At 55.3% G+C, this 24,221-nt stretch carries 32 protein-coding genes; 13 read left to right on the forward strand and 19 right to left on the reverse strand.

Annotated elements, in window-relative coordinates; genetic code table 11:
- Nucleotides 1-36 precede the first annotated feature (36 nt).
- On the reverse strand, nucleotides 37-738 hold the full coding sequence (locus ABJL60_RS14605; protein ID WP_108829502.1) for a response regulator transcription factor: 702 nt from the start codon (nucleotides 736-738) through the stop codon (nucleotides 37-39).
- A 343-nt stretch (nucleotides 739-1,081) separates the two neighbouring features.
- Between ABJL60_RS14605 and ABJL60_RS14610 the strand changes: the two genes are divergently transcribed.
- On the forward strand, nucleotides 1,082-2,680 hold the full coding sequence (locus tag ABJL60_RS14610; RefSeq protein WP_348374417.1) for a phosphoenolpyruvate carboxykinase: 1,599 nt from the start codon (nucleotides 1,082-1,084) through the stop codon (nucleotides 2,678-2,680).
- Between the two features lie 80 nt (nucleotides 2,681-2,760).
- Here ABJL60_RS14610 and ABJL60_RS14615 read toward each other — a convergent pair whose 3' ends face one another.
- Nucleotides 2,761-3,492, reverse strand: a complete 732-nt coding sequence (locus ABJL60_RS14615; RefSeq protein WP_348286728.1) for a hypothetical protein — start codon at nucleotides 3,490-3,492, stop codon at nucleotides 2,761-2,763.
- Nucleotides 3,493-3,542: 50 nt separating this feature from the next.
- Nucleotides 3,543-4,430: a LysR family transcriptional regulator gene (locus ABJL60_RS14620; protein WP_348286730.1), complete on the reverse strand. Its 888-nt coding sequence runs from the start codon at nucleotides 4,428-4,430 to the stop codon at nucleotides 3,543-3,545.
- Between the two features lie 190 nt (nucleotides 4,431-4,620).
- Between ABJL60_RS14620 and ABJL60_RS14625 the strand changes: the two genes are divergently transcribed.
- The gene (locus ABJL60_RS14625) at nucleotides 4,621-4,977 is read left to right on the forward strand and encodes a helix-turn-helix transcriptional regulator (protein ID WP_108829506.1); all 357 of its coding nucleotides are present in this window, start codon (nucleotides 4,621-4,623) and stop codon (nucleotides 4,975-4,977) included.
- 12 nt (nucleotides 4,978-4,989) lie between these two features.
- Here the strand turns inward: ABJL60_RS14625 and ABJL60_RS14630 are convergent, their stop codons facing one another.
- Nucleotides 4,990-5,757 (reverse strand): sulfite exporter TauE/SafE family protein, encoded by a 768-nt coding sequence (locus ABJL60_RS14630; RefSeq protein ID WP_348286733.1) that lies wholly within the window; start codon nucleotides 5,755-5,757, stop codon nucleotides 4,990-4,992.
- 148 nt (nucleotides 5,758-5,905) lie between these two features.
- Here ABJL60_RS14630 and ABJL60_RS14635 point away from each other — a divergent pair, with 148 nt between their 5' ends.
- Nucleotides 5,906-7,594, forward strand: a complete 1,689-nt coding sequence (locus ABJL60_RS14635) for an acyl-CoA dehydrogenase family protein (protein ID WP_348374418.1) — start codon at nucleotides 5,906-5,908, stop codon at nucleotides 7,592-7,594.
- Nucleotides 7,595-7,597: 3 nt separating this feature from the next.
- On the opposite strand, the gene ABJL60_RS14640 is transcribed toward ABJL60_RS14635, so the two are convergent.
- Nucleotides 7,598-8,182 (reverse strand): hypothetical protein, encoded by a 585-nt coding sequence (locus ABJL60_RS14640; protein ID WP_348374419.1) that lies wholly within the window; start codon nucleotides 8,180-8,182, stop codon nucleotides 7,598-7,600.
- Nucleotides 8,183-8,283: 101 nt separating this feature from the next.
- Here ABJL60_RS14640 and ABJL60_RS14645 point away from each other — a divergent pair, with 101 nt between their 5' ends.
- Complete coding sequence (locus tag ABJL60_RS14645) at nucleotides 8,284-8,796, forward strand: TetR/AcrR family transcriptional regulator (protein ID WP_348374420.1); 513 nt, start codon at nucleotides 8,284-8,286, stop codon at nucleotides 8,794-8,796.
- An 11-nt stretch (nucleotides 8,797-8,807) separates the two neighbouring features.
- Nucleotides 8,808-9,197: an META domain-containing protein gene (locus ABJL60_RS14650; protein ID WP_348374421.1), complete on the forward strand. Its 390-nt coding sequence runs from the start codon at nucleotides 8,808-8,810 to the stop codon at nucleotides 9,195-9,197.
- On the opposite strand, the gene recO is transcribed toward ABJL60_RS14650, so the two are convergent.
- The 13 genes from recO to folK all read right to left on the reverse strand — a co-directional run bounded on the left by recO (nucleotide 9,181) and on the right by folK (nucleotide 19,334).
- Nucleotides 9,181-9,906 (reverse strand): DNA repair protein RecO, encoded by a 726-nt coding sequence (recO, locus tag ABJL60_RS14655; RefSeq protein WP_348374422.1) that lies wholly within the window; start codon nucleotides 9,904-9,906, stop codon nucleotides 9,181-9,183. The two genes, ABJL60_RS14650 and recO, sit on opposite strands and share 17 nt — an antisense overlap.
- On the reverse strand, nucleotides 9,907-10,236 hold the full coding sequence (locus ABJL60_RS14660) for a DUF1491 family protein (protein ID WP_348286744.1): 330 nt from the start codon (nucleotides 10,234-10,236) through the stop codon (nucleotides 9,907-9,909).
- Between the two features lie 51 nt (nucleotides 10,237-10,287).
- A complete protein-coding gene (gene era, locus ABJL60_RS14665; RefSeq protein ID WP_108829514.1) occupies nucleotides 10,288-11,196 on the reverse strand; it encodes a GTPase Era in 909 nt (302 codons plus the stop codon).
- Nucleotides 11,193-11,879 (reverse strand): ribonuclease III, encoded by a 687-nt coding sequence (rnc, locus tag ABJL60_RS14670; RefSeq protein WP_108829515.1) that lies wholly within the window; start codon nucleotides 11,877-11,879, stop codon nucleotides 11,193-11,195. Before rnc ends, era begins: the two co-directional genes overlap by 4 nt.
- Nucleotides 11,876-12,931, reverse strand: coding sequence for a signal peptidase I (gene lepB, locus ABJL60_RS14675; protein ID WP_348374423.1), 1,056 nt, complete (start codon nucleotides 12,929-12,931; stop codon nucleotides 11,876-11,878). The genes rnc and lepB (ABJL60_RS14675) overlap by 4 nt, the downstream gene beginning before the upstream one ends.
- 77 nt (nucleotides 12,932-13,008) lie before the next feature.
- Complete coding sequence (gene lepB, locus ABJL60_RS14680) at nucleotides 13,009-13,833, reverse strand: signal peptidase I (protein ID WP_108829517.1); 825 nt, start codon at nucleotides 13,831-13,833, stop codon at nucleotides 13,009-13,011.
- A gap of 54 nt (nucleotides 13,834-13,887) precedes the next feature.
- Nucleotides 13,888-14,289 (reverse strand): holo-ACP synthase, encoded by a 402-nt coding sequence (gene acpS, locus ABJL60_RS14685; protein ID WP_348374424.1) that lies wholly within the window; start codon nucleotides 14,287-14,289, stop codon nucleotides 13,888-13,890.
- Complete coding sequence (locus ABJL60_RS14690; RefSeq protein ID WP_348286750.1) at nucleotides 14,286-14,597, reverse strand: Dabb family protein; 312 nt, start codon at nucleotides 14,595-14,597, stop codon at nucleotides 14,286-14,288. Before ABJL60_RS14690 ends, acpS begins: the two co-directional genes overlap by 4 nt.
- Nucleotides 14,594-15,343, reverse strand: coding sequence for a pyridoxine 5'-phosphate synthase (locus tag ABJL60_RS14695; protein ID WP_348374425.1), 750 nt, complete (start codon nucleotides 15,341-15,343; stop codon nucleotides 14,594-14,596). The genes ABJL60_RS14690 and ABJL60_RS14695 overlap by 4 nt, the downstream gene beginning before the upstream one ends.
- A 146-nt stretch (nucleotides 15,344-15,489) precedes the next feature.
- The gene (locus ABJL60_RS14700; protein ID WP_108829521.1) at nucleotides 15,490-16,149 is read right to left on the reverse strand and encodes a DUF2062 domain-containing protein; all 660 of its coding nucleotides are present in this window, start codon (nucleotides 16,147-16,149) and stop codon (nucleotides 15,490-15,492) included.
- 19 nt (nucleotides 16,150-16,168) lie between these two features.
- On the reverse strand, nucleotides 16,169-18,310 hold the full coding sequence (locus tag ABJL60_RS14705) for a bifunctional (p)ppGpp synthetase/guanosine-3',5'-bis(diphosphate) 3'-pyrophosphohydrolase (protein WP_348374426.1): 2,142 nt from the start codon (nucleotides 18,308-18,310) through the stop codon (nucleotides 16,169-16,171).
- A gap of 25 nt (nucleotides 18,311-18,335) precedes the next feature.
- Nucleotides 18,336-18,689 (reverse strand): DNA-directed RNA polymerase subunit omega, encoded by a 354-nt coding sequence (gene rpoZ, locus ABJL60_RS14710; RefSeq protein WP_348286754.1) that lies wholly within the window; start codon nucleotides 18,687-18,689, stop codon nucleotides 18,336-18,338.
- Nucleotides 18,690-18,764: 75 nt separating this feature from the next.
- Entirely contained in the window at nucleotides 18,765-19,334 is a 570-nt protein-coding gene (gene folK / locus ABJL60_RS14715; protein ID WP_348286756.1) for a 2-amino-4-hydroxy-6-hydroxymethyldihydropteridine diphosphokinase, read from the reverse strand.
- A gap of 148 nt (nucleotides 19,335-19,482) precedes the next feature.
- Here folK and ABJL60_RS14720 point away from each other — a divergent pair, with 148 nt between their 5' ends.
- The 8 genes from ABJL60_RS14720 (at nucleotide 19,483) to rnhA (ending at nucleotide 23,965) form a co-directional block, all read left to right on the forward strand.
- Nucleotides 19,483-20,055, forward strand: coding sequence for an NYN domain-containing protein (locus tag ABJL60_RS14720; RefSeq protein ID WP_348286758.1), 573 nt, complete (start codon nucleotides 19,483-19,485; stop codon nucleotides 20,053-20,055).
- Nucleotides 20,056-20,151: 96 nt separating this feature from the next.
- A complete protein-coding gene (locus tag ABJL60_RS14725; RefSeq protein ID WP_348374427.1) occupies nucleotides 20,152-20,469 on the forward strand; it encodes a hypothetical protein in 318 nt (105 codons plus the stop codon).
- Nucleotides 20,470-20,498: 29 nt separating this feature from the next.
- A complete protein-coding gene (gene ispH / locus ABJL60_RS14730; RefSeq protein WP_348374428.1) occupies nucleotides 20,499-21,449 on the forward strand; it encodes a 4-hydroxy-3-methylbut-2-enyl diphosphate reductase in 951 nt (316 codons plus the stop codon).
- The gene (locus ABJL60_RS14735; protein ID WP_348374429.1) at nucleotides 21,446-21,838 is read left to right on the forward strand and encodes a RidA family protein; all 393 of its coding nucleotides are present in this window, start codon (nucleotides 21,446-21,448) and stop codon (nucleotides 21,836-21,838) included. Before ispH ends, ABJL60_RS14735 begins: the two co-directional genes overlap by 4 nt.
- A gap of 22 nt (nucleotides 21,839-21,860) precedes the next feature.
- A complete protein-coding gene (locus tag ABJL60_RS14740; RefSeq protein WP_348374430.1) occupies nucleotides 21,861-22,475 on the forward strand; it encodes a LysE family translocator in 615 nt (204 codons plus the stop codon).
- Nucleotides 22,475-22,927, forward strand: a complete 453-nt coding sequence (locus ABJL60_RS14745; RefSeq protein ID WP_348374431.1) for a DUF3429 domain-containing protein — start codon at nucleotides 22,475-22,477, stop codon at nucleotides 22,925-22,927. The genes ABJL60_RS14740 and ABJL60_RS14745 overlap by 1 nt, the downstream gene beginning before the upstream one ends.
- Nucleotides 22,924-23,517 carry a class I SAM-dependent methyltransferase gene (locus tag ABJL60_RS14750; protein ID WP_348286769.1) on the forward strand — a complete coding sequence of 198 codons (594 nt, stop codon included), beginning with the start codon at nucleotides 22,924-22,926 and terminating at the stop codon, nucleotides 23,515-23,517. The genes ABJL60_RS14745 and ABJL60_RS14750 overlap by 4 nt, the downstream gene beginning before the upstream one ends.
- A complete protein-coding gene (gene rnhA / locus ABJL60_RS14755) occupies nucleotides 23,510-23,965 on the forward strand; it encodes a ribonuclease HI (RefSeq protein WP_348286771.1) in 456 nt (151 codons plus the stop codon). The genes ABJL60_RS14750 and rnhA overlap by 8 nt, the downstream gene beginning before the upstream one ends.
- 13 nt (nucleotides 23,966-23,978) lie before the next feature.
- Here rnhA and ABJL60_RS14760 read toward each other — a convergent pair whose 3' ends face one another.
- Nucleotides 23,979-24,215, reverse strand: coding sequence for a hypothetical protein (locus tag ABJL60_RS14760; RefSeq protein WP_348286773.1), 237 nt, complete (start codon nucleotides 24,213-24,215; stop codon nucleotides 23,979-23,981).
- Between the last annotated feature and the right edge of the window lie 6 nt (nucleotides 24,216-24,221).

The following is a 24,221-nucleotide window of genomic DNA, read 5'->3' on the forward strand; positions in this document are numbered from 1 at the left end:
CGCACAAGCGTCCTTTCGGCCTAAACGACCAACGATTTAGTCTTCGTTGTAACGATACCCGATACCATAAAGGGTCTCAATCGCAGAGAAATCATCATCAGCAGTGCGCATTTTCTTGCGCAGGCGCTTGATGTGGCTGTCAATGGTGCGGTCGTCCACATAGACCTGATCGTCATAGGCGACGTCCATCAACTGGTCACGCGACTTCACAAAGCCGGGGCGTTGTGCCAAAGCCTGCAACAACAGAAATTCTGTCACAGTCAACGACACGTCGTTGCCCTTCCAGGACACAGCGTGACGCAACGGGTCCATGCGCAATTCGCCACGTTCCATCACCTTGGTTTCTTCACTGTCGGCGACAATTTCACCAGCTTGCGCATCTTGGCGGCGCAGCAATGCGCGAATGCGCTCGACCAGAAGGCGTTGAGAAAACGGCTTTTTCACGTAGTCATCCGCGCCCATGCGCAATCCAAGGACTTCGTCGATCTCGTCGTCTTTGGAGGTCAGGAAGATCACCGGCATTGTGGTTTTCTGGCGCAAGCGCTGCAACAGATCCATGCCATCCATGCGGGGCATCTTGATATCAAGGACCGCCATATCGGGAAGTTTTTTATTAAATGCGTCGAGGGCCGCTTGGCCGTCGTTATATGTCTCAACCTCGAAACCTTCGGCTTCGAGAGTCATTGAAACCGACGTCAGGATATTCCTGTCGTCGTCTACCAATGCAATTTTGTTCATTGCCTGAATCCTTGTACTGCTGCTGCCACTGATTATTTTTTTTGCTCATTGTTCTGTTTTTAGGCGGGCGAATCAATCCAAATCTGCGAATCACACGAGCGCCCTGCCCCAATTAGGCCTGAAAATCCTAATGAATGGCTAAATTGTCGCACATTCGCGTCATGCGCGTATGCATATCTGCCTTGTCCTTTACCATTCTTCACATTGATGGCGCTAACTGTACCAAACCGTCCTGTTCATGCTGTAAAACGTCATGTTAAGACCCCCCCAAGCCAGAGCAGGCTGGGGCGTGAAAACCCGCATCTACAGACTTCCAGCATCAGCCGGACACAGGAGACAACATATGACATTTGGACGGGTAAACCCGCAATTCCGCCTCGAAGATCAAGGGATCGAAGGGTTGGGCAATGTCTATTACAACCAAATTGAGCCTGTGCTGATAGAAGCCGCACTCAAACGTGGTGAAGGCAAACTGGGAAAAGGCGGCGCCTTTCTTGTCACGACCGGCAAGTTCACCGGCCGTTCGCCCAAAGACAAACATGTCGTCATGACGGACAGTGTCAAAGACACCATCTGGTGGGAAAACAATGCGCAGATGACGCCAGAAGGCTTTGATGCGTTGTACGAAGACATGCTGACCCACATGAAAGGCCGCGACTATTACGTGCAAGACCTCGTTGGCGGTGCCGATCCCGCCTATTGCATCAATGTACGCATGGTGACGGAACTTGCATGGCACGGATTGTTCATCCGCCACATGTTGCGCCGTCCGGAACGCGAAGACCTTGACGGTTTCCTTGCAGACTTCACCGTCATCAACTGCCCCAGCTTTCAAGCGAACCCAGCCAAGCACAACTGTCGGTCTGAGACAGTGATCGCGATGAATTTCGATCGCAAGCTGATCTTGATTGGCGGCACTGAGTATGCCGGCGAAAATAAGAAATCCGTGTTCTCGCTTTTGAATTATCTGCTGCCCGAAAAAGGTGTCATGCCGATGCACTGCTCGGCCAACCATGCCACAGGCAATCCCGTCGACACGGCTGTGTTCTTTGGCCTGTCCGGCACGGGCAAAACAACACTGTCTGCGGACCCGGCCCGCACGTTGATCGGCGACGATGAACACGGCTGGTCCGATCGTGGTACGTTCAACTTCGAAGGCGGCTGCTATGCCAAGACGATCAGCCTAAGCGCTGAAGCAGAGCCAGAGATTTATGCGACCACCGAAAAGTTCGGCACTGTCATCGAAAACATGGTTTTTGACGAAGAAACGCTGGATCTGGACTTTGAAGATGACAGCCTGACGGCAAACATGCGTTGCGCTTACCCGCTGCATTATATTTCAAACGCGTCCAAGGATGCGGTTGGTGGTCACCCCAAGAACATCATCATGCTGACGTGTGATGCATTCGGTGTGCTGCCCCCCATCGCGCGACTGACGCCTGCCCAAGCCATGTATCACTTCTTGTCCGGCTTTACGTCCAAGGTGGCGGGCACAGAACGCGGTGTGACAGAACCCGAGCCTACGTTTTCAACATGCTTTGGTGCGCCTTTCATGCCGCGCCGTCCGGAAGTTTATGGCAACCTGTTGCGCGAGAAAATCGCACAGCACGGTGCGACATGCTGGCTGGTCAACACGGGCTGGACAGGCGGCGCCTATGGTACAGGGTCCCGGATGCCAATCCGCGCCACACGTGCCTTGTTGACAGCCGCGCTGGAAGGGTCCCTGAACGACGCCGAGTATCGCAAAGACGATAACTTTGGATTTGAAGTCCCTGTGTCTGTCAGCGGTGTTGCCGATATCCTTCTTGATCCACGCCGCACATGGGACGATGCAAATGCTTACGACGCGCAAGCTGCAAAATTGGTAGAAATGTTCTCGGGCAATTTTGAACAATACATGGCGCACATCGACGAAGACGTAAGATCTGCCGCCATCGGTTGAGATTGATTTTGAAAACGAAAAGGCCGGGTGCATCGATTGCAGCCGGCCTTTTGCATTATGGGCGGAACGGTATGATGCCGTTAAGCGGCTTTTTGCGTCGCTGGCAAAGTCACCAGATCGGACACCGGCATTTCCAGCAGATACCGTGCTTCTTCGTTGGTTAGATAGCTCAAGAAGCCTTCAAGCGGCATGTCACTGCCATGTCGATACCAGCGCAAAGCACCCGGTTCGTTGTGCATATATCCCATGCGTTCCGCGAAACCCTTAAACGCCACCGTTCGGGCCATGAACCCAAACAGATAATCCGGGTTCCAACGCTGCATTGCGGTCAGAAGACCGTAGCGCGCCAGAACCGAAGACAGGCCGTTGCCACGGAAGCGACCCTCATTCGGGCTCATCCAGACTTCACCATGATAAATCACGCGACCCGTGATGTGCTTTGCGCCGGGGCTGGCCCGAAACCGCGACCGGTCCAGATCAAGATCAGGGATCGCCGGGGGAAATTCACGGAACTTGTGTTGCATATAATCCGCAAGCGTTTCTTGCCGCAGGTCGATCAAACGGGCCGCCTGAGTATGCATCAAACGTCCGTCGACATCCCGACCAGTCAACCAAAAGGCGTTTCCGGGATTTAGATTCTGCAACTCTGGATTGAAGGGTGCACCCATGGCCTGCGTTGGCCGGTCACGGTCCAGAATCTCTTGGTATTCGTCAAAATTCGTACCAATTGTGACGTCAATATCATTTTCCCACAATATATCGCGGCTAGTTGCAATAAATTGTGCCGAATCGTTGCGTGGTTGAAGTGTCATTTCTGTTCCCTTACCCAATGCTTGAGAACAAGGTTAACAAAAATTTCTTGCTATGACCCGTATTTAAAATTGTCTGGGTCAAAACGTAGCGCAAAATCTTCATCCGGTTCGCGGAAATCTTCTGGGCCAAACCCAAAGATATCAAGGTCAGCCGAGGGCTCAACCAACGACAAAAGAGCTGAGCTGCCGTCTGGAAATGCGCCGCTTAACATCAATCTACGATAGTTAACGGGCATGGGTTGGCCGCCATCGGATCGCGGCACCATCGTGCGCACATGGTCCAATCTGGGGTTGTGCGTGATGTCTGTTTCCTGAAATGCCACATTCAGCATGCGGGCAAAGTCATTTCCGCCCGGCATTTTGCCCAATGTCTGGCCAACGCTGCTAAGCGCTTTTTGCTTGCCGAACCAGCGTACGAAAAAGGATTCGTCACCGAATTCAACACAAATCCAACCCACTGGTGTAAAGCGGTAGATGATCAAATAGGGACGAATATGCTGCATCTCAGGGGCTTCGATGCGCCCGCCACACATGATCCAACTGCGTACGGTTTCACGTAGCAAAGCACTGTCCGTGTCCCACATGCTGCGCAACGCATGTTGTTGCTGATAAAAGTACCAACCGTTGCCTTCTTGATGGCGAAGATACTGTAACCCATTGACATGGCTTGATTGTCCGCGCAGCCAAGCATGCCCCAACGCAATGATTTCTTCGGCTTGAGGTAAGGCGCGTATGCCCGCTTCGGTAAGGGTGTACTGGCGGTCGACCACACGAAACAGCTGTTCGCCTTTCAACTCTTCCAGGGTCGCAATGTGGCGTCGCACGGTTTGCCGTGTGCTGCCCAGTTTTGCGACGGCGCGGCTAAGATTTAATTCTTGGGCAAGCATCGAAAACGAGCGCACCATTTCGAACAACAGGGGGTTCGTCAGGTCAGACAATAATTCGAATCCTATAACCGGTACACGCAACTTCGCCTTGTTACAGAGCCTCCGTAACACAGTGGTTAATGGTACACAAATCATACATCGATGCAACATCTATGGTTGAAAAATGTACAAAGTTACTCAATTGCGCCGAATTGAGAATTTTAGGATCAACAGGATAGTTCAACCGGGGATAATTATAACAATGCCACACTCAGTAGATGTTCACGTTGGTCGTCAGCTCAAACAGATCCGTACTTTGCGCCGTCTGTCACAAACGGACGTCGCACGTCGTCTCGGCCTGTCGTTCCAGCAAATCCAAAAATACGAAATCGGTTCAAACCGGATTGCAGCCAGTCGCTTGTTCGAGCTGGCGAACATTCTGGACGTATCAACGTCGTACTTCTTTGAAGGCCTCGATGCCGACAGTGAAGGGGCGGCAGACAGCGCCATGGATATCGTTCAGGCCGTTGCTTCCATCAAAGACGAAAAGACGAAATCACGTATCATTACTTTCATCGAGGATGTGGCGGGCGCTACAGTGACACGCCGCGCTTCCTAAACGCATCAAGCGTCAAACAAACACCGCGCGGCGGATCAGGTTCAAACCTGCGATCAGCAGAACAACCAACGTCGCGCGGCGAAATACAACGTGATCGATACGGTCCAGCAACCGTCCCCCGATCCACAGCCCCAACACCGCTGGCGGCACCATAGCGAAGCTAAGCGGTAAGGTTTGCGCCCGCAGCACACCTGACCCCAAATGCGCAAACAGCAGCGCAACAGCCCCTAATCCGTACACAACACCCTGCACCCGCAAATGATCTGCTTTGTCGGTTTTCAAAGCAGTCAAATAGGCGACTGTCGGCGGCCCCCAAATACCCGACATACCGCCCATCAATCCGGCGACTGACCCCGCTATTGCCGCCACCTTGCCAGAGTGTCTTGCAAGCGTGATTTCAATACCGAGCAATTGCAGCATTGCGTAACTGACCACCGGAACAGCAATCACCAGCAACATGACGTCCATCGGCAAAACACGGACCAATTGCGCCCCGATCAAAAGGGTCACCAGCCCAAAGCCCAAAAACACACGAAACCGTTTGACCGATTCCCATGCCGCCCGTGCGCCCTGCCGCAACATCTGCATAAAATTGGTCACAACAGTTGGTAAAATCAGCCCCGCAAGTGCCAATTCAGGGCTTAAAAACGTACTTAGGCCGGAAATGATAATGGTTGGCAGCGCAAAACCGACCACGCCTTTGACCAAGCCCGCAAAAACCGCGATACTTACAGCCAGACACAGCTGTGGTACCGTCAAAATGTCAAATAGTGCATCCATTGCGATGCTATAGCATGCCCGTTAGGGCGCTGTTGGAAAATATCAACGCGCAATATTCTGACAAAAATCGTCGCATATGGGTATTTAAGTTGCGCTGCACCTGCAAAATGAATAGACACGCGCTTAAGCTAAAAGAGGGAAAAACTTCATGGCACATGACGGACAAGACCTTGGGATGACACAGGCTGTGATCCTTGACGATTTGTTGACACTGACAGGCGCGGCTGTAGCCCCTGTTGAAGCTTTGCTAGAAACCGCCAAAGACCGCTTGCGCGGCTTGGTCGGCACGGACGGGCGCGTGTCGGCACGACTGGTCGAAGAACATCAAACCGCCACCCACGGGCTGGCATGGCTTGCAACATACACCCAATCGCTGCGCGAGATGCACAAGTGGGCCGTAGCGATCAAAGCGGATGGCAAGTTTGGTGAAATCGAACAACTGATCCTTCAGATCACCTTTGGTGAATACCTCTGGCAGGTCTATGGCGGCATCCAAATGAACCAGGGCGAAGTCCTGCGCTTGCAGGATATGGGCCTGTCCCAAGACGACATGCGCACCATGATGCAGCCTGAAATCCAGACCCTGACACAGCACGGCAACACCCAGGCCGCCCGCGTGCGTTTGGTTGAATTGATGCAAGAACGCAGCGCCGAAGTGACTGTGGGGGCCACGGGCCTTGATGACGAGTTGGAAATGATCCGCGAACAGTTCCGTCGGTACGCCGTCGAAAAGGTCGAACCCTTCGCCCACGACTGGCACCTGAAGGATGAATTGATCCCGATGGAAGTTATCGAAGAGCTGGCGGAAATGGGCGTCTTCGGCCTTACAATTCCAGAGGAATACGGTGGCCTCGGCCTGTCCAAAGCCTCTATGTGTGTTGTGTCAGAGGAACTGTCACGCGGATATATCGGTGTCGGATCCCTCGGAACACGATCCGAAATCGCAGCAGAGCTGATCATTGCAGGCGGGACTGACGCCCAAAAAGAGAAATGGCTGCCGCGTCTTGCATCAGCCGAAACGCTGCCTACGGCCGTCTTTACCGAACCCAACACGGGGTCTGACCTTGGCAGCCTGCGCACCCGCGCAGTCAAAGATGAAAACGGCGACTATAAAGTAACTGGTAACAAAACGTGGATCACGCATGCCACGCGGACCCAGATCATGACGTTGATGGCCCGGACCGACCCGGAAACCGACAACTACAAAGGCCTTTCCATGTTCCTGGCGGAAAAAACGCCGGGCACCGAAGAAAACCCGTTCCCCACCGAAGGCATGACAGGCGGCGAAATCGAAGTGCTGGGCTACCGCGGCATGAAGGAATACGAGCTGGGGTTTGATAACTTCCACGTCAAAGGCGAAAACCTCTTGGGCGGTGAAGAAGGCAAAGGGTTCAAGCAACTCATGGAAACCTTCGAATCGGCACGCATCCAAACCGCCGCCCGCGCGATTGGTGTGGCGCAGTCCGCTTTGGATCTGTCCATGCAATACGCCATCGACCGCAAGCAATTTGGCAAATCCCTGATCAACTTCCCCCGTGTGGCCAACAAACTGGCCATGATGGCGGTGGAAATCATGGTGGCGCGTCAGCTGACGTATTTCTCGGCGTTTGAAAAAGACGAAGGACGCCGTTGTGACGTTGAAGCGGGCATGGCCAAACTGTTAGGCGCTCGTGTCGCATGGGCAGCAGCCGACAACGGTTTGCAAATCCACGGCGGCAACGGCTTTGCACTGGAATACAAAATCAGCCGTGTGCTGTGTGACGCACGTATCCTGAACATCTTTGAAGGTGCGGCAGAAATTCAAGCACAGGTTATCGCGCGGCGTTTGTTGGGTTAACCCCTAATACCGCGTTGAAAGCACAACGAGACAAGGCCGATCCGCAAGATAAGCGGGTCGGTCTTTTTTGTGGGTTTCGCACAGCGCTTTGGCACGGTTTTGCGCCTGCGCCGCATCCGGTTGCCCCGTGGCCATCCCGATGGCCCCGTCTGGCGACAAAGCAAAAGCCTTAGCGCCCGCACCACGTGTGTAAGAGTTATACAGCTCCAAGGTGCGCGGTGCGATTGTGCCTTTGAACGCACGGTGTTCAAATCCCGCTTTAAACTCCGTCACCTCGCATGCCGGACCATGTTGCGCACAATATGCCAAGGCGTCTTCCTTGGCGGCAAGCACGTCATTATACCTGACCGTCCAACCGAAATGTCCCTCTGGGCCACGTGCAAAAGCGGATGCCCCTGCCTTTTTCTTGTGCCAGTTCTTGAGTGCCTTTTCAGCGGCTGACGGTTCATGCGCAACGGTCTGCATCTCAGCGTGTTGGGAATTACTGTCCAGAATGCGCCCGATGTACAAAAACAGGGCAAGCAACAAAACAACGGCAACAGCAGTTGCCAGATCAAGAAAAACAGGGGTCTTTTGAAACTTGTGCATGGCGATCAACCTACAAGGATCGTAACGATCTGCAACACTGCAACGCAGGCTGGAACAGCAGCGGACTTGCGATGTGCTGCATTGCAGCATATCGTGTAGACATGACCAAACAGCGTTTGAACAAAGACAAATGGATCGCAGCCGGGTTTGTAGCCCTTCATCGCGACGGCCCTGACGGTCTGCGCGCAGAGCCACTGGCGCGTGAATTGAACACAACCAAAGGGTCATTTTACTGGCATTTCGCTGATGTGGTTGCCTTTCAAAGCGCCCTTTTGGACCACTGGCAAGCCGACGCTTTGAAGGCCATCGTGCAAGAACTCGAAACAGCTGGTCCCGCTGATGAACGGCTGCGGCGCTATGGTCGTTTGCTTTACAATGACAAAACGGAACGTGCCCTGCGGGCTTGGGCCACACATGACGCCAAAGCTGAAGCTGTCCTTAATACGGTAGACAGCGAACGGCTTGTCTATATCGGCTCTCTTATGGGGCAGCTGGGGCTATCAAATCCGGCCTTCACCGAAGCAGCCTACAGCAGCCTGATCGGCGGTGGGTTTTTGAACGGCGAAAGCGAAGGCTTTGATGCATTGGTCGATGTGGTTCTGGCGCTGCAATAAGGGATTATGATTTGAAATACTTGGCATTCGTCTTGGCATTCTACGCCACCGCATGCACGTCAGAAGACGTGTCGCAATATGACAGTACGGCAGACACCGTCTGGACCTTGGTGACCTTGGACGGAACACCCTTCCCTGCCAAAGCAACGCTTACTTTTCCGACCTCGGGACAATTGGCGGGGCGCGCACCTTGCAACGCCTACCGGGCCGAACAGTCCGCACCATATCCTGCATTCGCAGCAGGTCCGATCCTGTCGACAAAAGCGGCATGCCCCGCCTTGCGCCTTGAGCAGCGCTACTTGAAAGCGCTTGGCGAAGTGACCCATGCGGACATTACAAAAACCACACTTGTTTTGACATCGCCAAACGGCAGGACGCTGCAGTTCAAACCTGACGTTTGAAGGCCTCGACAAACCGGTCTCGTGCTTTTGGTAGGGGGCGATTTCCCAAATTGGCCGCCAAATGATTGCGCAAGAAATGGCCCGTGGTTGCAAATCCCTGAATAATTTCGGCGTCCGGGGCAGGCCCCACACCGCGCAACACATCTGGCAAAGGCAGCAAGCGGTCTGCCCAGTCTCCGGCACCGTTCCGCGACACGGCGCGGCCGGTTTTGGGCGAGACATACACCAAATCGTCTCGTGATCCCGTCACCGCACAGGCCGACAAATCAAGGCCGTGACCCATTTCCTCTAGCAGTGCGACTTCCCAGCGCAGATAGGCCAACGGCCAAATATCCGGTTTCCCCAAAAGATCCAAAAGCTGTTCGGTGCGCGTGTACAACGGTGCATGAGGTTCGCGTTCAGGCAGGCAAAAACTAAGCAAGGCCGTGACCGTATTCAATCCAGCCAGTGACAAACGGTCTGCCATAGCCACGTCAGCCCGACTGCGAATTGGCTCAACGGTGAAACTGCCAATGTGGTCCTCAAGTCGTGCACGCCATGCCACGTCCAATTGGGCACCGGGTTGTAAGATCGGTGCAATCTTGCGGCTGGTGCCACCCCGCACAACACCGGCATGGCGGCCCTGTTCCGGCGTGAACACCTCAATGATGGCAGAGCTTTCACCGTGGCGGCGCACCGCCAGTAAAATTCCGGTGCCGCGCCATTCCATTTAGGACAACCCTTCTTGATCCAGAAGATGCCGCCCCGCCCGGTCTTCCACCTCGATCACCCAAAGATCGGGATCAAATCCACATTGGCGCTCTATGGCGGCATCCACATCGCGCTCAGCCCCCGCTGCCAGTTCGGCCCAGACGCGGGTGTCTGACATCAAATCAAAAGATCGCTGATACAAAACGGCTTTGTCATCCAATGTACTCAGCTTGACCAAGACCGCACCGCCCGTATCGTCACCATGAACCACCACAAACGCGGGAATATCAAACATCCGCAAACGCGCGAGATAGGCATCAACCCAAAACCGCGACGTCAGGCGGCTCATCGTGTCATATTCCTAAAAAGATCCCCACCAGAGGTTTCCAAGGCTGCCAAGTCACGCATTGCCATCTTTGAAATCCAAGCCCATCTCCGAATAGCGTTCAGCTTCGTCCAGCCAGCCGGAACGCACTTTGACTTGCAAAAACAAATGCACTTTGCGGCCCAAAAATTCCGTCAATTCCTCGCGGGACGCTTTGGAAACCTGCTTGATGGTTTCGCCTTTGTGACCCAGCAGAATGCCTTTGTGGCCATCGCGCACAACGTAAATGATCTGGTCGATTTTGGCGGAGCCGTCTTTGCGTTCTTCCCAGTTTTCCGTTTCGACGGTCAGCTGGTAGGGCAATTCCTGATGCAGTCGCAACGTCAGCTTTTCACGGGTCATTTCAGCCGCGATCATGCGCAAAGGCAAATCGGCGATCTGGTCTTCAGGGTACAACCATGGACCTTCGGGGACTTCACCCGCCAACCAAGTGCGCAACGCGTCTACACCGTGGCCCTTTTCTGCGGAAATTAGGAAAGTCTCAACGAAAGGATAGCGTTCATTCAAGTCTTTGGTCAGTCCCAGCAAAACGGGGGCCTCAACGCGGTCAATCTTGTTGACGGCCAACGCAACTTTACGGCCTTTGCCGACGTCGCCCAGCCCCTCCAGTATGCGTTCGACCCCTTCGGTGACGCCGCGATGGGCTTCGACCATCAGCACCACAACGTCTGCATCCGCGGCCCCGCCCCACGCGGCAGCCACCATAGCGCGGTCCAGACGGCGCCTTGGCTGGAACAAGCCGGGAGTGTCCACAAACACCAACTGTGCGTCACCCTCCATTGCAACCCCGCGTATGCGGGCGCGCGTTGTTTGCACCTTGTGGGTGACGATGGAAACTTTGGCGCCGACCATGCGGTTCAAAAGGGTGGATTTTCCGGCGTTCGGCTCTCCGATAAGGGCGACAAATCCTGCGCGGGTGGTCATTTTGAATTCTCCAAATCAGCCAAAAGGGCTTTGGCAGCGGCTTGTTCAGCTTGCCGTTTTGACCCGGCGGTGGCCAAGGCTTGAGCGCCCGTATCAAGGCGGGCCGCAATGGTAAAGACCGGGGCATGGTCGGGGCCACTGCGCTGTGTTTCTACATAGCGTGGAGGGGCCATTTTGCGGGCTTGGGCCCATTCCTGCAACGCGGTCTTGGCATCACGCGCGTCTTCTTCGACTTGTCCGATGCGTGCGCCCCAAAGACGCAAAATCATATCGCGGGCTGCTGCAAACCCCGCATCCAGGTAAACGGCTGCAATGACGGCCTCAACCGCATCGCCAAGCAAGGCGTTCTTGCGCCGCCCCCCCGACACCATTTCTGATCTGCCAAGGCGCAGAACCTCGCCCAACCCAATGTCGCGGGCCACATCAGCGCATGCCTCTTTGCGCACAAGGGCGTTGAAACGCGGCGCCATCTGGCCTTCGGTGGCAGATGCATCCCCAGCGAAAAGCGCCTCAGCCATCACCAGCCCCAAGACCCTATCCCCTAGAAACTCCAGACGCTGGTTGTCTTCGCGCGTGGGCGATGACATCGAGGCATGCGTCACAGCACGCGTCAGCAATGCGGGATTTGCAAAAACATGCCCGATGCGCGTTTCGAATTCTTTTAGCTCAGCACTTAATTTCATCGTATCTTCGTCCAAAAACGCGCACCTCTAAATCCGGTAGGATCCCAAAGCGCAAAGCCTGCATTCGACACCACAACACGTGTGGCCCGCCCGACAAGGTTTTCCACCGGCACAAACCCCACACCGCCAGCGGCCTGCGCCATGCGACTGTCAGCAGAGTTATCACGATTGTCCCCCAACACAAATATCATGCCATCCGGTACCGTAATCTGCGCCATAGAATCGGCCTGCGTCTGGCTGATGTCCAAAATCCCGTAGCGCCGCCCGTCAGACGTGGTTTCCTGCAGCAGCGATTTCGCACAACGTCCCCCCAAAGGCGTCACAGTCCGGCACCGCGGCAACGCGTGGCCCAGACCTTGCATTTCCATGGGCTCAACATAATCGCCTTGCGCTGTTTGCGTTAGGCCCGCGCCATTCACCACCACCTGCCCGTCTTTCAACGCAACAGTATCGCCCGACACTGCGATCACACGTTTTATGAAATCACGACCCGTGACGGGGTGTTTGAACACAACGACATCGCCACGACCCGGATTGCGTTGCAACATACGGTCCGCGTCGCCACACAGCCCGAAACAGGGCAACCCGTATGCTATTGTGGATACCGTTATGTAATCACCCACAACAACTGTGGGCTTCATACTGCCTGCGGGAATCCAGAATGGCTGCACCGCAAAGGTGACCCCCACCAAAGCCACAAACCCACCCGCAACAGCGATCTGCCCGAACACAGACGGGTCACTGTGGTCATATTGGTTTGTGCCCAGTTCAGCCCGTTTGAAAGCTGCAAACAACGTCAGGACAAACCCCACATACGGCACCAACCACAACAGCGCCCACCACCCCGACATACCCATATCATGCAACCTGCGCACACCAAGTGGCAGCAAAGGCAGGGCCACGGTCACCGCCACCAAGCGGATGTACCCGAAACTGACCTTTGACGGAACCAGCGCATGATAGACCAAGGATGCAACGACAATGACAATCAAGCCAAAGATCACAGGCCAGATAAACGCAGACCGGCTGGCGCGACCGCTGAACGTAAACATGAGCCGTACACAGTCGATCACGGCGCGGACTGGGCCCAATTGCGGGGCCGGTCCGCTTGTCCGCCTGCTGTCAGAGATCAATGGACCCCTTTAAGAAAGCGATCGCCGCGCCAGGTCCAGAAATACAACATGGATGCCCCCGCCGACGAGAACACGATGCGGTCCGCGCGGCCGATCAGGTTCTCATAGGGTACAAAGCCCACCCCACCGCGCACCTGCGCCAAGCGGCTGTCAGCGGAATTGTCACGGTTGTCGCCCATGAAAAAGAACTGCCCTTCAGGCACGCGGAACACAGCGGTGTTGTCAGCGGGCAGGTCAGCAATGTTGAGAATTTTGTGTGATGTACCATTCGGGAACGTTTCGACGAAACGCGGCTTTTCACAAACGGCGCCCAATGCAACGGGTCCGTTTTCACACCCCGGTCTGCGACCTTGCGGACCCTGTGGCGCGTTTGTTTCCGTGAAAATGCCATCTGGTTCTTGCGGCACAGGCTTGCCATTCAAAATGATAACACCGTTTTTCACCTGCAACGTATCCCCCGGCAGGCCGACCAGACGTTTGATGTAATCCACGCCTGAGACCGGGTGACGGAATACCACGACGTCGCCGCGTTCAGGCTCACCGCCCCAAATGCGGTTGTTGTCGTTTTTCAGAAAGCCGCAAAGGTCTTCGGCGTCCACACCGGCGAAAGGCAAGCTTGGGCAAGAAGCATATGAATAGCCATAGGCCATTTTGTTCACGAACAAAAAATCACCGATCAAAAGCGTTTCTTTCATCGACCCTGATGGAATCCAGAAAGGTTGGAAAAACAGCGTCCGAAACACACCTGCGATCAGCAGCGCGTAGACCACTGTTTTGATCGTTTCGACGATGGAATTGCCTGATTTTTCTTCGCTGGCCATGTCTGTCTTCCTGCTCATGTCTGGACTGCTTCTTGCGGGTCCGAACAGGTCAAGTCAAGCGACTGGACGTGCCTCAATGACAACAAAGGCCTGCGCCCAGGGGTGATCGTCGGTCAAAGTGACGTGAATGATGGCTTCATGACCCGCAGGCGTCATGTCTTTCAAGCGCTCGGCCGCCCACCCCGACACCGCCATAACAGGCTGGCCTGTGTCCAAATTGCTCACGGCCATATCCTTCCACGCGATGCCCATGCGCAAACCTGTTCCAAGCGCTTTTGAACAGGCTTCTTTTGCAGCCCAGCGTTTGGCGTATGTACCAGCCACATCACGCCTGCGCCCCGCCTTGGCTTGTTCCGTGTCGGTGAACACACGATTGCGAAAACGGTCGCCGTGACGATCCAGAACGCCCTGAATACGGTCGATGTTTGCCAAATCTGTGCCAATCCCCAAAATCAAATCGCAGCCTCCAGATCATAGACCAAAATGCCATCCACGCCTTTGGAACACAGCGCAACAAGCCTGCGTCCGATAGCTTGGTGTGCAGGATCATCCGCATAGGATTGCAACGCTGCCGCATCTTTGGCGTCCAGCGTAAATCCGTAGCTGTACCCCGGTGTTTTGCCCTCGAAATCGCGGTTCGGGCCAGCCACAAATCCCGAAATGCCCGGCAAGGTCCGCGTCAGCGTTTCAAGGTCGCGCAAGGCAACTTCAAGATCCTTTATTGCGGCAGATGGCACATCCAGCATGACACAATGACGGATCACGCACGCGCCTCGTCCATCAAACGGCGCATTTCCGCGATGGCGGGGTTCAGTCCGCGAAAAATCGCTTCACCAATCAGAAAATGCCCGATATTCAATTCTTTAACCTCTGGAAAGGCCGCCACGGGTTGGACCGTCTCATAGGTCAAACCATGACCGACATGGACTTCTAGGCCAAGATCATGGGCAAAGCTGCTCATCTCGCGCATGGCTTCCAATTCGCGGTCGCGGTCGTTGATGCGGCCTTCATGATGCGCGTCGCAATAGGCACCTGAGTGCAATTCAACCACTTCGGCACCAATGCGGTGCGCGGCCTCGATCTGGCGTTTGTCTGCAGCGATAAAGATTGATACCCGGCTGCCTGCTTCGCGCAGGGGTGCTATGAAATGGGCCAGCCTGTTTTCTTCGCGCGCGACTTCCAAACCGCCTTCCGTTGTGCGTTCTTCGCGCTTTTCCGGCACGATGCACACAGCATGGGGTTTGTGCCGCAAAGCAATCGCCTGCATTTCTTCAGTGGCCGCCATCTCGAAGTTCAGCGGCACGGTCAGCATTTCCATTAACCCGTCAATATCTGCATCCGAGATGTGGCGCCTGTCTTCGCGCAGGTGGGCTGTGATGCCGTCACACCCGGCCTCCTGCGCGATCTGCGCGGCGCGAAGCGGGTCAGGCGTGTCGCCACCACGTGCGTTGCGCACGGTGGCCACGTGGTCGATGTTGATGCCCAAACGCAGTTTTTCATCCGATGTCATAACGCACCTTTCTTCGTATTGGCTTTCGTTTTGGCCTTCATGTCGGTTTTGTTCTGGCCAAGAAGATATTTAGGGCAAAAGAAGCGCGCGGCACCGGCAAAGTACACCGGTTTATTGTACCGACACAGCGCAAACGCGGCTGCGCACTATTCTTCAATTTTGCGTTTGGCTTCGGCTTTGGCGGCTGCTTTGGCCTTCAAAGCTTCGAATTTGGCCTTGATCACACCTTTGCGACGGTGCTGATAGGCGCGGATCAAAGGCACCGAAATATAGTAGCAAACTGTCGCACATAGGATGCCCGGCAAGATGCCCCCGACCAGATAGGGGTAGAAAACCTCATGATAGAACACCATGATTCCGTGCCAGTCGGTGGCCTGCCCCGTTGCCACGTTTTTCATGTTCAGCCAAAGGTCAGCCGCCGCGTCCCAGAATTTTCCGCCAAAAGACCGTTGTGCGCCTTCTTCCATCTCGGTGCCCAGCAGCCAGTGCCCCGTTTTCAAGGCGGCAAGGCCAATGGGAACATACGTCAGTGGGTTTCCAAAAAAGGTCGCCATCAAAGAGGCCAGCATGTTGCCGCGCATAAGCCGCGCGATCAAAGCGGCCACAATGAAATGCATGCCATAAAAGGGGGTGAACGTGGTAAAGACACCGGCCCAAATGCCGCGCGCGATGCGTTCGGGACTGTCCGGCAGACGGCGAACCCGATGTTTGACATAGTGAAACGCACGCGCCCAACCGCCGCGTGGCCAAAGAAATTCGGCCACCGCACGCAAAACCGGTTTTGGGTCGCGGCGTTTAAAAATCACCGTGGTGTCCTTTGTCGTTTCAGACGGCACGAGCCTTTTCAGGGCCGGTACGCGCCATATCTCTTTGCCGCTCAACGCTGGCGACATCGCTTTCGGCTTCCAACGCGCCCACAAGGGAATGCAGATGTGCCACGTCTCTTAATTCCACATAGATCAGCAAACTGTAAAAGTCAGGTTTCCGATCCACAAAATGTAAGTCTGAGATATTTGCGCCAGTCTCACCAATCAAGGTGCAGGTGCGCCCCAAGACACCGGCATCGTTCCCGATGGTCAACTTCAACGTCGCTCCATATTGCGCCGCGTGGCTGCCATCGTGCCAGTGCAGGTCCAACCAACGATCGGGTTGCTGTTCAAAGGCTTCCAGTCGTTCGCAATCAATGGTGTGCACAACAACGCCTGTGCCGCGCTGCGTGATCCCGATGATCCGTTCTCCGGGCAAAGGCTGGCAACAGCTGGCGCGTTCAAACGACTGGCCCGGCGCCAAACCGATTACCGCCCGATGCGCATCCACGGATGCACCGGATTTTTGTTGCAGGTCGGGGTAGATGGCCTGCACCACCTCGCGGCCCGTCAATTCGGCTGACCCCAAACGCGCCAGAACCTCATCGCCATCTTTCAATCGCAACTGTTTGGCAGCAGAGGCCAGCGCTTTATCCGTGGCCTTCTTTTTGACGTTGCCAAATGCAGATCGCGCCAGTTCGCGGCCCAGTTTGATAAACCGTTCACGGTCCGCTTCGCGCAAAGACCGCCGAATGGCAGATTTCGCTTTGCCGGTTTGGGCAATGTCCAGCCATGTTGCTTGGGGCGTTTGCCCTTCGGCGGTTACAACTTCCACCGATTGCCCGTTTTTCACACGGGTCCACAGCGGCACACGCATACCATCCACTTTGGCCCCGACACAGGCGTTGCCGATGCGCGTGTGGATGGCATAGGCAAAATCGATAGGCGTCGCTCCGCGCGGCAGTTTCACCACCTCGCCTTTCGGAGTGAAGCAAAAAACCTGATCCGAATACATCTCGAGCTTGACGGCCTCAAGAAAGTCTTCGTGATCATCTTCGCCATCAAACTGTTCGGTCAGTTGTGCGATCCATTTGGCCGGATCCACAGCAAAGGGGTTCTGGGTGCGCACGCCATCGCGGTAAGACCAATGCGCGGCGACACCGGATTCTGCCACATCATGCATTTGGCGGGTCCGAATTTGCACCTCTACCCGTTTGCCGTCGCGGCCCGACACTGTGGTGTGAATAGAGCGGTATCCGTTGGATTTTGGCTGGCTGATGTAGTCTTTGAAGCGGCCCGGCACAGCCCGCCACCGTTGGTGGATGGCCCCCAAAATCCGGTAGCAGTCTTCTTCGGTGCCCGTCACGATCCGAAATCCGTAAATATCGCTGAGACGGCTAAAAGATTGTTCCTTTTCCTGCATTTTGCGCCAAATCGAATAGGGCTTTTTGGCGCGGCCAAACACGTCGGCCTCAATATCGACTTTTTCAAGTTCCAACCGCATATCGCCGGTAATGCGTTGGATCACGTCACCAGTTTCGCGTTGCAGCGTGATAAAGCGGCGAATGATGCTGGCGCGGCCTTCCGAATTGAGAACGCGAAACGCCAGGTCTTCCAGTTCTTCACGCATCCATTGCATGCCCATACGGCCTGCCAATGGCGCAAAAATATCCATGGTTTCGCGGGCCTTCTGGACCTGCTTTTCGGGGCGCATGGATTTGATGGTGCGCATGTTGTGCAAGCGGTCAGCCAGTTTGACCAGAATAACACGCAAGTCTTTCGACATCGCCATAAACAGCTTACGGAAATTTTCCGCCTGTTTGGTCTCAGAGCTGGTCAGTTGCAGGTTGGTCAGTTTGGTGACGCCATCGACCAGTTTTGCCGTCTCTTCCCCGAAAAGCTCAGAGACCTCAGCGTAGGATGCTTTGGTGTCTTCAATGGTGTCGTGCAGCAAAGCGGTGATGATGGTGGCATCATCCAGACGCTGCTCGGTTAGAATGGCAGCAACCGCGACGGGATGGGTAAAATAGGGTTCACCAGAATGGCGAAACTGCCCTTCGTGCATTTCGCCACCATAATCGTAAGCGGCGCGAATAAGGGCTTCGTTTGTCTTGGGGTTGTATGTGCGGACCAGTGCGATCAGGTCATCGGCTGTGGTCATCCGGTCCGCATCCTAAGTCGTGGCCTTAGCTTTGGCCTTGGGCCGCCATCAACTGACGCAACAACATTTCTTCGTTCATGCTGTCTTCTTCGGGCTTGTCCTGCTCGGCACCCATCAAAAGCGCCATTGCGTCTTCTTCGGCTTCATCAACTTCAATCTGGTTTTGGTTCGATTCGATCAAACGCTCGCGCAGTTCATCAGCGCTTTGCGTTTCGTCAGCAATCTCGCGCAAGGACACAACAGGGTTTTTGTCATTGTCCCGATCCACAGTGATCGCAGCACCAGCCGAGATTTCACGCGCACGGTGCGATGCAAGCATCACCAACTCAAAACGGTTTGGGACTTTATCGACGCAGTCTTCAACAGTAACGCGGGCCATTGTGGTGCTCCAAAAGCAAAGGATAGGAATAGAAGCGGGTGTTTAGGCGGGATTCCCCTAATTTACAAGCAGATATTATAACGCTTTGACCTCATCGCGCAGCGACTTTGGCAGCGCCGCCAACATCTGCAACACAGTCAAGCCTGACACCGGATGACGCCAGTCCGGCGCAACATCGGCCATCGGCACAAGGACAAAGGCGCGGTCCTGCAAACGGGGATGCGGTAGGATCAATGTGTCTGGGGCCTTGAGAGACTGCGCTTCGGGGTTCAGATCACGCCACTGCGTGTAAGTGGCCAGATCGGGGGCCACCTGATCGCCGTAAGCAATCAAATCCATATCAAGCGTGCGTTGCCCCCACCGTTGGTCACGTACACGCCCAAAGCTGTTTTCAATCTTGTGCAATTCGGCCAAAGCCTGCGCGGGCGACCATGGCGCTTCTAGCGCGACGGCCGCATTCACATAGTCCGGACCGGCACCCGCAGGAAAACACGGGGTGCGATAAAAAGGGCTGACAGCTCGAATCACGACCTGTGATTGCATCAACGCATCCACCGCTTTACCCAAGGTCACCTCTGGGTCACCAGCGGATGATGGCTGATTTGCCCCTAGGGCAATTACCAATTGTGAGCAGATTTGCGCCACTTTCCCCCCCTTTTCACCCAAACGCAGACTTGATCCGTGGGTGGAAATACTATCTTCACAACATTGCGTAGCCGATTTTATTCAAACGCACACTTCGAAACTCTATATCTCTCTCTGCGGCTACGAAATTCTTCGGAAGGACATTTAAATGTTTTACAAGGACGAACGGCTGGCGCTGTTCATTGACGGGTCCAATTTGTATGCTGCAGCCAAATCTTTGGGCTTCGACATCGATTACAAATTGCTGCGCCAGGAATTCATGCGTCGCGGCAAATTGCTGCGGGCGTTCTACTACACGGCACTGTTGGAGAATGACGAATACTCCCCCATTCGCCCGCTGGTAGACTGGCTGAACTACAACGGCTTCACCATGGTCACAAAACCGGCCAAGGAATACACCGACAGCATGGGTCGGCGTAAAGTCAAAGGCAACATGGACATCGAATTGGCCGTGGATGCGATGGAACTGGCACCACGTGTCGATCACATCGTCTTGTTTTCGGGCGACGGCGATTTCCGCCCGTTGATCGAAAGCCTGCAACGCCAAGGCGTGCGCGTGTCTGTGGTGTCCACCATCCGCAGCCAGCCACCGATGATTTCGGACGAACTGCGCCGTCAGGCCGACAACTTCATCGAGCTGGACGAATTGAAAGACGTCATTGGGCGTCCCCCTCGCGAATTCACACCTGAGCGCGACGAGGTTGCCGCACAAGGGCAATGATAACCACATAGCATTTGTGTTGAAGCGCCGATGGGGAAACCTGTCGGCGCTTTTCGTTTCTCTCTAAAAGATCGCGCCACCTGCTTGAATTTGGATATGCGAACAGCAAGCTTTGTCAAATGGCCTGAACAAGGCGCATCCACCACCGTTTGGGCCGCCACTGCCACCGTGTTGGACGGAAAGGCTGGGGTATATTGTGAAGATTGCGATGTTGCCGCTGCGGCCGACCCGGATGGACCTACAGCACGATTTGCAGGGGTCAATGCCCACGCTTGTGACGACAACAGCGCCGAACGGCTTTGGGCCTTAAGCCAAGACCTGCTGGCCCGCGCACACCAGGCTCAGGGCCACCAGATGAAAAGCGAGGGGCCTCCAACAGCTCTGGACCACAGCGCCCCTTGCGCTTATCCATAAGCCAGATGCACATGCCTGCGGAGGCCCCCATGACCAAAGCCCCTTTGACACTGTACCTTGCGGCACCGCGCGGCTTTTGCGCAGGCGTCGACCGCGCCATCAAGATTGTGGAAATGGCTTTGGAAAAATGGGGGGCGCCCGTCTATGTGCGCCATGAAATTGTACACAACAAATTCGTCGTCGACGGCTTGCGTGACAAAGGGGCCGTCTTTGTCGAAGAACTGTCCGAGTGCCCCGACGACCGCCCCGTTATCTTTTCGGCCCACGGTGTCCCGAAATCTGTGCCCAATGCCGCCGCCGCCCGCCAGATGGTCTATGTCGACGCCACCTGCCCCTTGGTCAGCAAAGTCCACATCGAAGCGCAACGCCATTCTGACAATGGCCTGCAAATGATCATGATCGGCCATGAAGGGCATCCCGAAACCGTAGGCACCATGGGACAGCTGCCCGACGGCGAAGTGCTGCTGGTCGAAACCCCGCAAGATGTTGCATCCGTAGCAGTGCGCGACCCCGATGCGCTGGCCTACGTGACACAGACCACCCTTTCGGTGGACGACACAGCCGACATTGTTGCCGCTTTGCAGGCGCGGTTTCCCAATATCGTAGGCCCGCACAAAGAAGACATTTGTTACGCCACAACCAACCGTCAGGAAGCCGTAAAAGCCATGGCCCCCAAATGCGACGCGATGCTTGTTGTGGGCGCACCGAATTCATCGAATTCCAAACGGCTGGTCGAAGTCGGCGCACGCGCTGGCTGCCAATACGCACAGCTGGTGCAGCGGGCCACAGACATTGATTGGCGGGCTTTGGACGGAATCACATCCATCGGGATCACGGCGGGCGCTTCTGCCCCCGAAGTGTTGATCAACGAAGTCATCGACGCTTTCAAAGGCAGATATGACGTGACCGAGGAACTGGTGGAAACCGCCGTTGAAAACGTCGAATTCAAAGTGCCCCGCGTCTTGCGCGAACCAGCATGAGCCAAAGGGCCGTCTTTCCCAAAGGCGTCACCGCTGATGATGTGCCGTTAAAGCTGTCGCCGGCCGTCATGTCCAATGGTCATCTGTTTGTGACTGGCATGACAGGCAGTGCAACGGACGGCACGATGCCCCAAGACCCCGCCACACAATTCCGCAGCGCCTTCGACAAAATCGCAACCTGTTTGGCAGGCGCTGATCTGGATTTCGGCCATGTTGTCGAAATGACCAGCTACCACATCAAGATTGCCGACCACTTTGATACGTTTTCAGCCGTCCACGCCGCTTATGTCAAAGCGCCCTACCCTGCTTGGACCGCCGTCGAAGTCGCAGGACTGCGCCGCCCCGGCGCCTTGGTCGAAATTCGCGTAATTGCACGCGCCCCTTCATAGCTTCCAAAATCGGAGACCCACCTTGATTACGCTTCAATTTCTGCTCACCGCTTTTGTTGTTGTCATCGCCCCCGGCACCGGTGTCATCTACACCCTCGCCCTTGGGCTGGGCCAAGGCCGACGGGCCGCCATCTGGGCCGCTTTGGGGTGCACCTTCGGGATCGTGCCCCACCTTGCCGCCGCCACCTTGGGGCTGGCCGCGATCCTGCACACCTCAGCCTTGCTGTTTAATGTCGTGAAATTCGCGGGCGTCGCTTATCTGTTGTATCTTGCGTGGCAGGCATTGAAATCAGGCGGGGCGCTGGCTGTGTCCGAAACCAAAACAACAGAAAGCGGTTGGCGCATCGCCCGACGGGGGGCGTTGATCAACATTCTGAACCCCAAACTGTCGATCTTCTTTTTGGCCCTTCTACCGCCGTTTCTGTCTGGCACCGTCAGTTCCGCAACGCTTGAGATGTCCGTAATGGGGCTTGTGTTCATGGCGATGACCTTCGCTGTGTTTGTGCTGTACGGCAGTTTCGCCGCAGCCGCACGACGCTGGATTTTGGGATCGGAACGGGCCATGGCGTGGCTGAACCGCAGCTTTGCAGTCATCTTCACGGCCCTGGCCGGACGATTGGCTTTGGAACGCGCCTGATGTTTGGTATTCCACGCGCGCCTCTGCTGCTTGGGTTGGCTGGGCTGATCCCGTTTGTATGGGGTGCCATCAGCTATCTTGTGCCCAGTCTTGCCACATGGGGCGCTGGCCTGTTCGGGCCACGCAACGTCAGCTTGTTTGTGCAACTCAGCTACGGCAGCATTATCTTAAGCTTCATGTCGGGTGTCCTTTGGGGTTTCGCCACCAAAACACGCAGGGCGCAGGCCGCTGTTGGCTACGCCTTGGCCACCCTGCCTGCTTTGTGGATATTTCTGGCCCCTGCGACTGGCCCGACAAGCGGGCTGATGAACCTGATTTTTGGCTTTATCGGCGTCCTTATCCTTGATTTTGCCTTTACAACATGGGGGCTTACACCAGTGTGGTGGATGCGTTTACGAGTGTTATTGACCACAATCGTGGTTGGAAGCCTGAGCATCGGAGTACTCTTTTGACGGATACAGAAACCCTGAATGTCTACGCCCAAAAAGCACAGGATTACGCCGACTTGACGGTTGAAGGCACCCGCAAAGACAAGCAATTGCTGGGCTTTCTTGCCGCGCTGCCACCCGGTGGCACGGTGCTTGATATAGGATGCGGGCCGGGCCACGCGTCGGGCCAGATAGCGCAAGCAGGCTTTCGCGTCATTGCAATGGATCCTGTGCGCGAAATGGTAGACCTTGCCGCACAGCAAAACGGTGTAAGTGCCACGCAAGGCACGTTTGATGATGTCACAGGCACTGATTGTTACGACGGGATCTGGGCCAATTTTTCCATGCTGCATGTGCCCCGCGCAGATGTCCCGCGCCACCTTCGCGCCATCGCCACAGCCCTTAAACCCGGCGGCGTGTTTCATATCGGCGTAAAGCTGGGCTCAGGCACGAAAAGGGACCCGATCGGCAGGCTCTACACCTACTTCACAGAACCCGAGCTGGAAACGCTTTTGGGGGACGTGAACCTCACAATCACAGACCGGAGTTATGGAAGTGATAAAGGGCTGGACGGCGTCATGGCAGACTGGATATGTCTGCGCGCATATGGCTGATTTATTTGCATACACAGACGGCGCCTGTTCAGGCAATCCCGGCCCCGGCGGCTGGGGGGCTTTGCTGCAGGCCAAAGACGGCAACACAGTTGTCAAGGAACGCACCCTGAAAGGCGGCGAAAAGCAAACCACCAACAACCGGATGGAGCTGCTGGCCGCAATCAATGCGCTTGAATCGCTGACCCGAAAGACCAAGATCACCATCGTCACCGACAGCAACTATGTCAAAAACGGGATCACATCGTGGATATTTGGGTGGAAGAAAAACGGTTGGAAAAATGCGGCGAAAAAACCCGTCGCAAATGCCGAGCTTTGGCAGCGGCTTGATGCGGCAAACGCGCAGCATGATGTGACATGGGAATGGGTCAAAGGGCACGCCGGCCACCCCGAAAACGAACGCGCCGATGAACTGGCCCGTGCAGGAATGGCGCCGTTCAAAAAGAACTAAAAGCTGCGCCCTGCTATTTGCGCCAATGCGTCGGGACAATGATAAGCGCACCGATCGACGACACGATCGCGTTCAGTCCGGGGCTGGCGAACCCAAAGCCGAACATCAGTCGGACAAAGTAAAACAAGAACGCACCACCGATGCAGATGATGATGCTTTGAACGATACCGTTGTGGGTAAAATCATACTTTTCGGACAGATAGCCCATGATCCCCGCAATCACGACTGTGCCAATCATCGTCGGAAACATAAAAGC

Origin of the sequence: Ascidiaceihabitans sp. (assembly GCF_039986515.1) — a bacterium.
Classification (GTDB): domain Bacteria; phylum Pseudomonadota; class Alphaproteobacteria; order Rhodobacterales; family Rhodobacteraceae; genus Ascidiaceihabitans.

Excerpts from the sequence above, each read along its gene's own strand:
- ispH (WP_348374428.1), top strand. The coding sequence starts at position 20,499 with ATGACCAAAGCCCCTTTGACACTGTACCTTGCGGCACCGCGCGGCTTT.
- ABJL60_RS14615 (WP_348286728.1), bottom strand. The coding sequence starts at position 3,492 with ATGACACTTCAACCACGCAACGATTCGGCACAATTTATTGCAACTAGC.
- recO (WP_348374422.1), bottom strand. The coding sequence starts at position 9,906 with ATGGAATGGCGCGGCACCGGAATTTTACTGGCGGTGCGCCGCCACGGT.
- ABJL60_RS14695 (WP_348374425.1), bottom strand. The coding sequence starts at position 15,343 with ATGACATCGGATGAAAAACTGCGTTTGGGCATCAACATCGACCACGTG.
- ABJL60_RS14720 (WP_348286758.1), top strand. The coding sequence starts at position 19,483 with ATGTTTTACAAGGACGAACGGCTGGCGCTGTTCATTGACGGGTCCAAT.
- era (WP_108829514.1), bottom strand. The coding sequence starts at position 11,196 with ATGACCACCCGCGCAGGATTTGTCGCCCTTATCGGAGAGCCGAACGCC.
- rnhA (WP_348286771.1), top strand. The coding sequence starts at position 23,510 with ATGGCTGATTTATTTGCATACACAGACGGCGCCTGTTCAGGCAATCCC.
- ABJL60_RS14645 (WP_348374420.1), top strand. The coding sequence starts at position 8,284 with ATGACCAAACAGCGTTTGAACAAAGACAAATGGATCGCAGCCGGGTTT.
- ABJL60_RS14725 (WP_348374427.1), top strand. The coding sequence starts at position 20,152 with ATGCGAACAGCAAGCTTTGTCAAATGGCCTGAACAAGGCGCATCCACC.
- ABJL60_RS14625 (WP_108829506.1), top strand. The coding sequence starts at position 4,621 with ATGCCACACTCAGTAGATGTTCACGTTGGTCGTCAGCTCAAACAGATC.
- lepB (WP_348374423.1), bottom strand. The coding sequence starts at position 12,931 with ATGTTTACGTTCAGCGGTCGCGCCAGCCGGTCTGCGTTTATCTGGCCT.
- ABJL60_RS14610 (WP_348374417.1), top strand. The coding sequence starts at position 1,082 with ATGACATTTGGACGGGTAAACCCGCAATTCCGCCTCGAAGATCAAGGG.
- ABJL60_RS14635 (WP_348374418.1), top strand. The coding sequence starts at position 5,906 with ATGGCACATGACGGACAAGACCTTGGGATGACACAGGCTGTGATCCTT.
- ABJL60_RS14630 (WP_348286733.1), bottom strand. The coding sequence starts at position 5,757 with ATGGATGCACTATTTGACATTTTGACGGTACCACAGCTGTGTCTGGCT.
- ABJL60_RS14745 (WP_348374431.1), top strand. The coding sequence starts at position 22,475 with ATGTTTGGTATTCCACGCGCGCCTCTGCTGCTTGGGTTGGCTGGGCTG.
- ABJL60_RS14605 (WP_108829502.1), bottom strand. The coding sequence starts at position 738 with ATGAACAAAATTGCATTGGTAGACGACGACAGGAATATCCTGACGTCG.
- rnc (WP_108829515.1), bottom strand. The coding sequence starts at position 11,879 with ATGAAATTAAGTGCTGAGCTAAAAGAATTCGAAACGCGCATCGGGCAT.
- rpoZ (WP_348286754.1), bottom strand. The coding sequence starts at position 18,689 with ATGGCCCGCGTTACTGTTGAAGACTGCGTCGATAAAGTCCCAAACCGT.
- ABJL60_RS14640 (WP_348374419.1), bottom strand. The coding sequence starts at position 8,182 with ATGCACAAGTTTCAAAAGACCCCTGTTTTTCTTGATCTGGCAACTGCT.
- ABJL60_RS14735 (WP_348374429.1), top strand. The coding sequence starts at position 21,446 with ATGAGCCAAAGGGCCGTCTTTCCCAAAGGCGTCACCGCTGATGATGTG.
- ABJL60_RS14705 (WP_348374426.1), bottom strand. The coding sequence starts at position 18,310 with ATGACCACAGCCGATGACCTGATCGCACTGGTCCGCACATACAACCCC.
- lepB (WP_108829517.1), bottom strand. The coding sequence starts at position 13,833 with ATGGCCAGCGAAGAAAAATCAGGCAATTCCATCGTCGAAACGATCAAA.
- ABJL60_RS14660 (WP_348286744.1), bottom strand. The coding sequence starts at position 10,236 with ATGAGCCGCCTGACGTCGCGGTTTTGGGTTGATGCCTATCTCGCGCGT.
- ABJL60_RS14760 (WP_348286773.1), bottom strand. The coding sequence starts at position 24,215 with ATGTTTCCGACGATGATTGGCACAGTCGTGATTGCGGGGATCATGGGC.